The organism is Campylobacter concisus, assembly GCF_902460845.1.
Lineage (GTDB): Bacteria > Campylobacterota > Campylobacteria > Campylobacterales > Campylobacteraceae > Campylobacter_A > Campylobacter_A concisus_X.
In genome coordinates this window covers 308,019-318,424 of the sequence record NZ_CABPVS010000004.1, presented here as the reverse complement: position 1 = coordinate 318,424, position 10,406 = coordinate 308,019, and the positions used below count along the sequence as shown (strand labels likewise).

Genomic DNA, 10,406 nt, shown 5'->3' with positions numbered 1-10,406 from the left:
ATTAATGTATAGTAAATATCATAAATGCCTATTAGATGATAAAAAAGTATTTTATAGAGTAATGATGTATTTACTTTAGATCATAAGGCTCTATTATTTGCTGAATATTATTGATACAATAGTCCTGGTGAACCCACCACCTACTTTATCAACATTAAAAAATCAAAAATTTTTCATCACTTTCTCTTAGGTTTTAAAATATTTTTTAGAATACAAAAAATGTTTAATAGTCCAAAATTTAAGCCAAATTTTCTAAACTCTCTCTAAAATTTCCTTGCGTTTTTGCCAATCAGGCATATAAAGCGTTAGATAGTCATAGAATTTCTTTGAGTGATTTGGATAGAGCAGGTGAGCAAGCTCGTGAAATACGACGTACTCGATACATAATTTTGGCTTTTTGATAAGCTCTATATTTAAATTTATATATGATTTATAGGGGTTGCAACTCCCCCATCTTGTTTTCATCTGCCTTATTTTTACACTTTTGATATCTTGTTTTGCTATCTTGTTAAATTCTTGCAAGATATTAAAAAAATATAACATCGCCTTTTCATAGTACCACTCATAAACCAAATTTTCTTTTCGTTTTATATCGCTTTTATCTTTTACAAAGATCTCAAGATAGCCTCTTTGCAGCCTTACGCACTCCTCTTTAGACTGCACGACTTTAAGCCGGTAGCTTAATAGACGCTAGAAACAAGGTAGGGCTAACTCAAAGCGAGGTAGCCAAAAGGATGGGCATAACCCAATCAGCCGTAGCTAGGATAGAAAGCGAGGCGTATAATATCAAGTATAAAACATTTTTTAACTACATAAAAGCTTGCGGTAAAAGAGTGGCGATAGTTTGAGTGAGATTAATTATCTAATAAATGCTCAAACCAATGCAGAAGAAAAAATATTAAGCTTTGTCGGTTTTCAAGACGGGATTCTTGCGGATACGATAGTTAGGATTTGGAAAAATAAGGCTCTTATAACATGGGCATATTCAAAACGCAACTAAATCGAGGGGTTAATACGACTGCGAAAACTAATACGGCTATATTATAGCGACGCTTGTTTTATCAAATAATCTTAATCCCGCACAAAAATACTCTTCTTTTTGATTTTTATTTCTTGCTCAAAAAACAATCTCTACTTTAATCTTTATTTATGCTATATAAAAACCAACAAAATCTCAATTTTTAAAATTTGCGCTAAAATACCAAATAAAAAAACAAAAGTAAATTTCCCTATAAACCAAAATTTACTTTAACTTAATAAAAAATAACAGCTTCTAATTCCATCGTATAGTCTTAGAACTTAATATCATTTATCAAAACATCAAGAATAAACAACCCTTACATAAGACAATATGTTAATACTTAACTTAGCAAACTCAAATGAGTTAGCTGTAAGGTCTTGACAGACGGCCTATATTTTTCTTTGGTCAGGCAAAAAGAAAAATATAAAAACTTAGACGAAACTTTATCGCTCGAAAATGATTTTTCGTCGATAAAAGGTCTAAGTTTTCATATAAAAAGCCCTTAATGAATATAATTAAGGGCTTTTTATATACGGTCGGCGTGTTTGAGTCATACACGAGCCATATAACAGTAAAATACGGCTTGATAAAAATTAGTTTTTTTAACTTGACTCTATAATATAAATTTCCTTCTTGGTCCTACATCGGGCTGCAAATTATATTTATGATTTTTCAAGATTTAATCTACATATGCGGCAAGTTATGTGCGATCCAATTCTAGCTTTATACTATTTTTACTATTCTTTTATTTCTTATGCAAATAATAGATAATGATAAAATCTTAGTCAAAAAATATTTTAAGATATATGCTAGATTCGCATATATAAATCATCATCGGATACCGATAAAAACGCGCTAAAATACGTTTAAGTTTTTGCTTGATTTAAGCAAGATTTCACTACAATCAAATCCTAAATTTAGATTTTCAAGCTATCATTTCGCAAAAATTAAGGAAAATCATGCAACCTATTTTTACGACCCAAATCACCAAATTTAAAGGCGCGCAAAAAAGCGCCGTTGATGATATTTTGGTGCGCGAGATCAAGCTTGAGATCTACATAAACGGCAAGCGTTTCGGCGCGGTGATGGCAACTCCGACCGATCAGGAGGCACTAGCTGCAGGCTATCTCATCAGCGAAAATTTGATCGCAAGCCCTGAGGATATCGAGAGTATAGAGCTTTCAGGCGACGCTTTAAGCGTGCGGGTAAAGGCTAAAATCAACGAAAAGCGCCTCGAGCAGTTTGACGAGGAAAAGGTGATAATCAGCGGCTGCGGACGTAGCTCGACGGCAAATATCGATCCCGAGGCTATGGCGGCGCGCTCGATAAAGGGCGAGGTTAAATTTCACAAAGACGAAATTTTGCGCCAGATGGGGCAGTTTTACACGCAGTGCGAGCTATACGAGATGACGGGCTGCGTGCATACGGCTAAGCTTTTTGTTAGCGGCGAGCAGTTTTACATCGGCGAAGATATCGCCCAGCACAACACGATAGATAAGGCCGTCGGCAAGGCGGTATTAGCCGGCGCGCAGCTGCAAAATTCGTTTTTGATGGTGAGCGGAAGGCTAAGCTCCGAGATGGTGGCAAAAGCCGTCATGCACGGCATCCCAGTGCTCGTCTCGCGCACGGCTCCGACTAGCCTTGGCGTCGTGATAGCGCGTAAATTTAACCTCACGCTGTGCGGCTTTGCGCGCGGCGAAAACATAAATGTATATAGCGGCGCGGAGAGAATCTATGAGTGAGCAAATACGAGAACTGATAACCAAGCTGCTAAATCCAAAGGGTAGGCTAGACTGCGGAGCGGCGTTTAAGATCGCTGCAAAGCTAGGCGTGGAGATCGGCGAGGTTAGCGACGAGGCCGAAAAAATGGGCGTAAAAATCGACAACTGTGAGCTAGGGCAGTTTGGCGGGCTAGAAAACGGACGCGGTAAATACACCGTGATGACGCAGCTAAAACAGATGACCGACGAAAAGGACAGGATACTGTGCAAAGACGCTAGAGACGCGGCTGCGGGCGTGGGGCTAAAGACGATCCGATCGACGCTAAAAGACTATAAAATCGACGTAAAATACTGCCAGTTGGGGTGTTTTAAGGAGAAGAAAGGGAAAAAGATGAGAGTAAAAACCAAAACTTGGATAGAAAACGACGAGGGCGAGCTGATATTCGGCAAGGGCAAAACCGAAGTCCTAGACGTCATCGCCGAGGTCGGCTCGATCTCAAAGGCCGCCGAAATCCTGGGCATGAACTATAAAAAATGCTGGAATCATCTGCAAATTTTGCAAAAAAATCTAAAAGAGGAGCTCTTTACCACCAAGCAAGGCGGCGGCGAGAACGCTGGCACGACGCTAAACGAGCGCGCGCATGAGCTCATAAACGCCTATAGGCAGCTACAAAACGATATCGAGGACTTTGCGGACAAGCGCTTTAAGGAGCTGTTTTTGAAAAAAGACGGCGAGAAAAAAGACTCGGCCAAAGACGACGCAAACGATAAAAAGAAATAAAACCACATCAAATTTAAGGGAGAAAAAATGTACGTAAAACTAAACGATAGGGTCTATCTAAACAAAGACAAGATCACTAGAATAAAGGTAGATAGCGTCCAAGACGGTATCAGGATTCGCTTCTACGAGGGGCAAAATCAAGTCGCTAAAAGCGGACGATTCGAAACCGAGGCAAAAGCCATCGAGTGGCTAGAGAAAAATTTTATAAACAAATAATAAAATGGTCGTGAGCCTCTGTGGCTCGCGCTTCTGTGCTTTATCAAGTTAAATTTGCCGCCTTGCGGTTAAATTTAACTTGCTCAAATTTAATCTCCAAATTTACTAAATCATTTCCACCGCAAAAGCCCCAAATTTGCGAAAATTTACTATAATTACCGTATTAAATTTAAAGAGTAAAAATGGTAAATTTAGACGAAATACGAAAAAATATCATATTAAAACAAGGCGTGCACTATTTTGATTACACCGCTTCGGGGCTTGCCTACGAGCCCGTAGAGCGCGAGATAGCGCAGACTCTCAAAACCTACGCCAACACCCACTCCGACAGTAGCTCGAGCGCCATCATCACGCAGCATCGCTACGAGGGCGCGAGAGAGAGCCTAAAAAAGCTACTTGGGCTTGACGAGCGGTTTTGTCTCATCGCCTGCGGACAGGGCGCGACGGCTGCGATCAAGAAATTTCAAGAGATACTGGGCATCTACCTGCCGCCTGCGACCAGAAGCGCGATCGGCGAGGCGAATTTACGCGCCGCGCAGCTTCCGCTCGTGCTCGTTTCGCCATACGAACACCACTCAAACGAGCTTAGCTTTCGCGAGGGGCTTTGCGACTACCTGCACGTACCTCTTAGCGAGTCCGGCGAGATCGATCTAATTGCGCTTGAGCGCATCCTAAAGCTAAATGCCGGACGCCGCATCATCGGCTCGTTTAGCGCTGCCTCAAACGTCACGGGCGTCATCAGCGACTATAAAAAGATCAGCGAGCTAATAAGGACCGCGGGCGGTATTGTCGCTTTTGACTGCGCGGCGCTGAGCTCGCACGCAAATTTAGACTGCGATTATTTCGACGCTATTTTCCTCTCGCCGCATAAGTTACTTGGCGGACCTGCTAGCTGCGGGCTTTTGGCGATCAAAAAGGAGCTGTTTAACGGTGACGTGCCGACATTTGCCGCGGGCGGGACGGTTGCATACGCTAGCCGCGAAGGGCACGTATTTTTAAAAAATCCCGAGCAGCTAGAAGAAGGCGGTACGCCGCCTATCACCGGGCTTATGCGGGCAAATTTGGCATATGCGCTGCGAAACGAAGTGGGCTTCGAACAAATAAAAAGTGCCGAGGACGAGCTCGCGCGGCTTTTTGAGCGCGAGCTAGCAGGCATAGACGAGATCATAAACTACGCTCCAAAGGGCGCGCCGCGGCTGCCGATAATTTCCTTTAACGTGCGCGGCGTCTCGGCGTATGATTTCGCCGCGAGCCTTAGCAACGACTTCGGCATCCAGACTCGCGCGGGCGTGATGTGCGCGGGGCCCTACGCTCACGATCTGCTAGGTATCAAAGAGGGGCGCATGCCAGAAAGTAAGCCCGGCTTCGTGCGCGTGAGCCTGCACTACACGCACACCGAGCAAGACGTGCGCTATCTCGTGGGCGCGATAAAATCTTGCATCAAAAAACACCGCGAAATTTGGGGCGAAGAAAAAGCGATGTATGAGATGTTCGGCGGGAAAATTTTCTAAGCGCAAAAAATAAAATTAACTATGTAAAAGTTAGATTTATGCGAGCAATATAAACCACCTGGAGTATAAAATGAATATTCAAGTACTAACTCAACGCACTTGCTTTTTGAGAGATAAGAATTTTTGTATAAGCAAAATAAGCGAGCCGAGAAGTTTTGATGAATTTGATTATAATATAGTAGATTTTAACGATGGTCAGCTCTGGAAATTTGATAAAAATAAAAGTATATGTTTGGACATTAAAGGATTTGCTCGCTTATTATCAAAAATACTTCAGGAAACTAAAAAAAGTAATACTTTGATAATAATGCCACAAAATATAACAACAGGAGAAATTGGTGGCGATGGCTGGACAATAAGTACTTACAATATAAAAATATCTAGTATAATTCAATATTTTCCAGATTCTTTATCGCCAATGATACGCAATTTTCCAACTATCAGATATGAAAAAAGTGTAACTAAAATAGATGATGACATATTCTTATCTGATTTTGTTTTTGATGAGTCTATATACAGATCGTTAAAAAAATCAAACGGTGGAAAAGATGTTATATTGGATATTGAGGGCATATATGTAACAACATTAGATATAAAAGATAATAATGAGGTTGGCGTTATGCTTGATTTTATATTATCTCAATACCATAAATCTATAGCTCCAGAATGGATAAGTAATATAGAATATTTTAGTAATAGAAGTTATTTGAGTGAAAAAGACGAAGTATTGAAACAGCTTGATGTATTAGAAAAGGAAATATCTAAAAATAATAAAATCAAATCAATCCTATATTCAACAGGAGATGAGCTAGTTGGTGTAGTGAAGGAAATCTTAGTAGATATTTTCAAACTAACAGACAGTCATTTTACAGATGTGAAAAAAGAAGATTTTAGATTCGAATTTGAAGATGTTAACTTTATGGTAGAGATAAAGGGAATAAATACAAACATCAAAAATAGCAATATAGCACAGTGCAAGAAACATGTAGCTGATTTAATAGCCGAAGACGATACCAAGTCTCCTGGCAATGTAAAAGGCCTGCTAATAGTTAACCCTCAACGCGACATAGAGCCTGGCAAAAGGGAGCCGATACATGCCAATCAAATAAGCTATGCAAAAAGTGAAGGTATATTAATAATAACGACTTTAGAATTACTAAAATTATATCAAGCATACACTAAAGACGAAGTTGTTAGTAATAAATGTTTTGAGACGTTTAAAAATAACGTCGGAGAGTTTAAATTTGATTTATAAAAAGGGCGCAAAGTGCACCCGAATCACGCAAATTTAAGCCATAAATTCGACTCAAATTTGCGCGTAAATAAAATTAGTTCTTGCGAGTATTCGCGTCAGGCGTGAAAAGTGGCTTATCAAGAAGTTTGAAGTCACCTATAAATTTCTGACCCTCTTCGCTTGTCGCCCATTTTATAAATTTCTCTGCATTTTCGATGTCAGTTTTAGGGCAGTGTTTTGGATTTACTGCGATTAGAGAGTAGAAGTTTTTAAGATCGTTGTCGCCCTCGTTGATGATAACCATCTCAGGATGACCTTTTTGGTTTGCTTCATATTTAATGTAAGTACCACGATCAGTAAATGTAACGCCTTTTTGCTCAGCAGCAGCATTTATCGTAGCTAGCATGCCTTGACCTGTTTGCATATACCAGCTATCTTTTTCAGGGACTTCACCAGCGATCTTTTTCCAGATGCCTTTTTCTTTATTGTCTGTGCCTGATTTATCGCCACGTGAGAAGAATTTGATACCATCTTTTTTGATAAGCTCAAAGCTCTCTTTTATATCTTTACCTTTAAATTTATCAGCGATTGATTTATCAGCGATAACTACGAAATCATTGTACATTACGGCATTTCTTTTTAAGCCAAAACCTTTTTCTACAAATTCTTTCTCAACTTTTGGTGAGTGAACGAAAAGTATGTCAGCGTTGCAGTCTTCGCCAAGCTTTAGTGCAGCGCCTGTGCCAACAGCTGTCCATTTTATATCAACGCCTGTTTTTGCCTTATAAACTGGATAGATCGCGTCAAGCAAGCCAGTGTTATCTGTACTTGTTGTAGTCGCCATGATTAGTTCATTATCAGCGCCAAACGCCAAAACTGCGGCTGCTAGTGAGCCTAAAATAATCTTTTTCATTTTTCTCCTTTAAAAAAAATTGTGATATTATAGCACATTTAAAATAATCTTAAGAAATATGCTAGGAAAGAATAATTGGATTTTTTACTTCACGGTTTTGCAGAAGCCTTTAATCTACTTTTAAACGGCAATCTTGAAACATATTCAGCCATCAAGGCTACCCTTTACACATCAAGTGTGTCGATACTTTTTGCCGTTCTTATAGGCTTTCCACTTGGTTTTTCGCTTGGATTTTATGACTTTAAGGGCCGCAAAATTTTACGCCTTCTAAGTGACACAGCTCTTGCCATGCCAACGGTTGCGATCGGTCTTATTTTATATGCATTTATCACGAGAAATGGCCCGCTTGGCAGCCTAAATTTACTCTTTACGCTAAAAGCGGTCATGCTGGGTCAGTTTGTGCTAGCCCTTCCTATCATCATCTCGCTTACTGCAAGCGTGGTCGAAAATATGGATAGAAAGCACTATCTAACTATCCTAAATTTACGCCTTGCGCCAGCAAAGCTAGTTTTTTGCGTGCTTTACGAGCTGAGGTATGCTCTGATGGTGGTCGTAGCGACGGCGTACGGACGCATCGTAGCTGAGGTTGGTGTGGCGATGATGATCGGCGGAAATATCAAATACTTTACCCGCACGATCACGACTGCGGTGTCGCTGGAGACGAACAAGGGCGAGTTTGCCATGGGTATAGCGCTTGCTTTGGTGCTCATTTTTATCGCATTTGCGGTAAATTTGGCGATACACGCGCTAAAAAGGCTGGATAGATGAAATTTGATAAATTTAGAAAATTTATGCTCGCAAAAAGCGGCCTGGGCGCGTCAAATTTGAGTCTTTTGTGTAAGTTTAACGAGAAAGGCGCAAAGTGATAAACGTTAGAAATTTACGCCTAAACTACGGCGCGAGCGAGATTTTAAACATCCCGCGCCTTGATATCGACGTCACCAAAATCACCGCGCTAACGGGCAGCAACGGTAGCGGCAAAAGTACGCTAATGCGAGTGATGTCGTTTTTGCAAAAGCCCACTAGCGGCGAAGTGCGGCTGTGGGGAAGCAGCGCGCCTAGTCTAAATTTACTGCGCGACGTTAGCGTTTTGCTGCCAGAACCCGCGCTTTTAAAACGCTCCGTGAGGGAAAATTTTAGAGCCGTTTTAAAAAGCCGCGAAGTACTGGGAGAATTTGACGAGCGAGCGAGCGAGGCGTTAAATTTGGTCGGGCTTGACGAGAGTTTTTTAAACAAGCGTCACTTTGAGCTAAGCTCCGGACAGACGCAGCGCGTTAGTTTTGCGTTAAATTTGGCGCTTAGATCGCGGCTATATCTGCTTGACGAGCCGACAAATAGCGTGGACGTGGGCACGTCAAAGCTGTTTGGCAAGGCGGTGCTTTACATGCGGCAAAGATACGGCTGCGGCTTTGTGATCGCTAGCCACGACGATAAATGGCTAACCGCGATCGCCGAAGAAAACGTTTTTTTGCACAAGGGGCGCGTGTGCGAATTCGAATACAAAAATATTTTCGACGCGCGGGACGGGGTTTTGAAATTTGACGAAAACGCGGTCGTAAATTTGCCGTCAAATTTGCGTAGCGCCGCAAAGATCGCCGTAAACCCGAGCAAAATCACGCTAAGCAAAACGCTGATAGAAGGCTATCTTGAGGGCATCTTGCACTCGGTTTCGCTCTATCTTGGCAAAGAGCTTTTGGTGAAAATTAAAGTCGGCGACTTTTTGATAAAAACGCTGGCGGAGAATTCGCAAAATTTTAACGTCGGCGAGAGGATTTATTTTAAATTTGACGAAGGAGCGTTTTTGGGGCTTGAATGAGCCTCAAATTTTGCAAATTTCGCTCCAGGTTTTAAATTTAGGCTCGTTTAACGCCCGTTAAAATAGCCGAGTTAAAAGTAAATATCAAAATAAAGCGTAAATGCAAGATATATGCGTAAATTTCATATTTCTTTTATCCCCTAAAATTCGCTACAAGCAATATGCAATTAAGGCATATTTAAGCGTATATTAATTTTTTTAATTTATTTTTTTTTAAGTATAAGAAATAAGCCAAAAAGTAGTATAGTTTCACGATCGAGAAAAATATCAAAAAATAGACAAAAATGATAAAGGAAGGCAATGACTAGCAAGGGCGAATTTGCAGCCGGACGCGGGCTTTACTACTCGCTATTTTCGCGTTTTTTCGTTTTTAGCCAAGACGCGGATAGATTTGCAGGCGTAAACGCGATGCTAGGCCTTGCCGCAGCACACGCTCTAAACGAGGAATCGGCCGCCGCCATAATGCGCATACAGGCAAAATTCGACGAGAAAAATCCCCAAAATTTAGTGGATGAATTCGATGAAATTTTCCACGCTCCGCCAAGTCCGCTTAGAAACTCACTGTCGTACTACGACGAGGGTTACGAGGTTGGGCATGCTTGCGCGAAAGTACGTAAAATTTTAGCCCGCACCGACCTTAGACGCAACGAGGCTAAATTTAAAGAAAACGAAGACAACGTGGGCTTTGTATTTGCGCTGGTGAGTGAATTTATCGCGCGAGAGAGCGAGCTGGAGCTATACGGCGAGCTTGAGGAGCAGCTTTTTAAAGAGGTCATAAATCCAAATATCGATGAGTTTATAGAGAGTCTTTTTAATCACGAAAGTAGCGAAATTTACAAAGACGTCGCGGTACTACTGCAAGGATTTATCGAGTTTGAGCGTGTAGTTTTAAGCGCGCCGCGTCCTATAAGTCACGGCAAAAATAAAAAGACTCTGGACGGAGTTTCAAGATCTGAGGCCATAAGAAGGCAAAAAAACCGAGTGAGAAAGCTAAAAGCTATGGAGGAAGAAAATGCAAAAAAATAGGCGAGAATTTTTAAAAAAGGCGGGGCTAGTCGGAGCGGTAGCGGCTACGGCCGGAGTAGCGACGGCAGCGGCGTCAAACCTAAAATACGGTAAAAGTAAAAAGACCGAAGTGCTTTATAAAAGAAGCAAAAACTGGGATCTATACTACGAACAAGCAAAATAATAAA

At 41.2% G+C, this 10,406-nt stretch carries 12 protein-coding genes and 1 pseudogene; 11 read left to right on the top strand and 2 right to left on the bottom strand.

Annotated elements, in window-relative coordinates:
- Window positions 1-252: 252 nt before the first annotated feature.
- Window positions 253-681 (bottom strand): annotated as a pseudogene (locus tag F3H00_RS06895) (M48 family metallopeptidase); the annotation flags it as partial.
- Between the two features lie 2 nt (window positions 682-683).
- Here F3H00_RS06895 and F3H00_RS06890 point away from each other — a divergent pair.
- The 7 genes from F3H00_RS06890 to F3H00_RS06860 all read left to right on the top strand — a co-directional run bounded on the left by F3H00_RS06890 (window position 684) and on the right by F3H00_RS06860 (window position 6,505).
- A complete protein-coding gene (locus F3H00_RS06890) occupies window positions 684-848 on the top strand; it encodes a helix-turn-helix domain-containing protein (protein WP_187424125.1) in 165 nt (54 codons plus the stop codon).
- The gene (locus tag F3H00_RS10345; RefSeq protein WP_187424116.1) at window positions 845-1,000 is read left to right on the top strand and encodes a hypothetical protein; all 156 of its coding nucleotides are present in this window, start codon (window positions 845-847) and stop codon (window positions 998-1,000) included. Before F3H00_RS06890 ends, F3H00_RS10345 begins: the two co-directional genes overlap by 4 nt.
- Before the next feature lie 980 nt (window positions 1,001-1,980).
- On the top strand, window positions 1,981-2,763 hold the full coding sequence (gene fdhD / locus F3H00_RS06880) for a formate dehydrogenase accessory sulfurtransferase FdhD (RefSeq protein ID WP_107788229.1): 783 nt from the start codon (window positions 1,981-1,983) through the stop codon (window positions 2,761-2,763).
- A complete protein-coding gene (locus F3H00_RS06875; protein WP_148800294.1) occupies window positions 2,756-3,523 on the top strand; it encodes a winged helix-turn-helix domain-containing protein in 768 nt (255 codons plus the stop codon). The genes fdhD and F3H00_RS06875 overlap by 8 nt, the downstream gene beginning before the upstream one ends.
- Window positions 3,524-3,550: 27 nt before the next feature.
- The gene (locus F3H00_RS06870) at window positions 3,551-3,739 is read left to right on the top strand and encodes a hypothetical protein (protein WP_002951016.1); all 189 of its coding nucleotides are present in this window, start codon (window positions 3,551-3,553) and stop codon (window positions 3,737-3,739) included.
- A 182-nt stretch (window positions 3,740-3,921) separates the two neighbouring features.
- On the top strand, window positions 3,922-5,250 hold the full coding sequence (locus F3H00_RS06865) for an aminotransferase class V-fold PLP-dependent enzyme (RefSeq protein WP_148800296.1): 1,329 nt from the start codon (window positions 3,922-3,924) through the stop codon (window positions 5,248-5,250).
- A gap of 70 nt (window positions 5,251-5,320) precedes the next feature.
- Window positions 5,321-6,505, top strand: coding sequence for a hypothetical protein (locus F3H00_RS06860; RefSeq protein WP_148800298.1), 1,185 nt, complete (start codon window positions 5,321-5,323; stop codon window positions 6,503-6,505).
- Between the two features lie 73 nt (window positions 6,506-6,578).
- Here the strand turns inward: F3H00_RS06860 and tupA are convergent, their stop codons facing one another.
- Window positions 6,579-7,397 (bottom strand): tungstate ABC transporter substrate-binding protein TupA, encoded by an 819-nt coding sequence (gene tupA, locus F3H00_RS06855; RefSeq protein ID WP_103648871.1) that lies wholly within the window; start codon window positions 7,395-7,397, stop codon window positions 6,579-6,581.
- A 75-nt stretch (window positions 7,398-7,472) separates the two neighbouring features.
- Between tupA and tupB the strand changes: the two genes are divergently transcribed.
- The 4 genes from tupB to F3H00_RS06835 all read left to right on the top strand — a co-directional run bounded on the left by tupB (window position 7,473) and on the right by F3H00_RS06835 (window position 10,402).
- Complete coding sequence (gene tupB, locus F3H00_RS06850) at window positions 7,473-8,165, top strand: tungstate ABC transporter permease TupB (protein WP_148800300.1); 693 nt, start codon at window positions 7,473-7,475, stop codon at window positions 8,163-8,165.
- A 94-nt stretch (window positions 8,166-8,259) separates the two neighbouring features.
- The gene (gene tupC / locus F3H00_RS06845) at window positions 8,260-9,213 is read left to right on the top strand and encodes a tungstate ABC transporter ATP-binding protein TupC (protein WP_148800302.1); all 954 of its coding nucleotides are present in this window, start codon (window positions 8,260-8,262) and stop codon (window positions 9,211-9,213) included.
- 300 nt (window positions 9,214-9,513) lie between these two features.
- Complete coding sequence (locus F3H00_RS06840) at window positions 9,514-10,239, top strand: TorD/DmsD family molecular chaperone (RefSeq protein ID WP_087576729.1); 726 nt, start codon at window positions 9,514-9,516, stop codon at window positions 10,237-10,239.
- The gene (locus F3H00_RS06835; protein ID WP_009496297.1) at window positions 10,226-10,402 is read left to right on the top strand and encodes a twin-arginine translocation signal domain-containing protein; all 177 of its coding nucleotides are present in this window, start codon (window positions 10,226-10,228) and stop codon (window positions 10,400-10,402) included. Before F3H00_RS06840 ends, F3H00_RS06835 begins: the two co-directional genes overlap by 14 nt.
- Window positions 10,403-10,406: the final 4 nt, after the last annotated feature.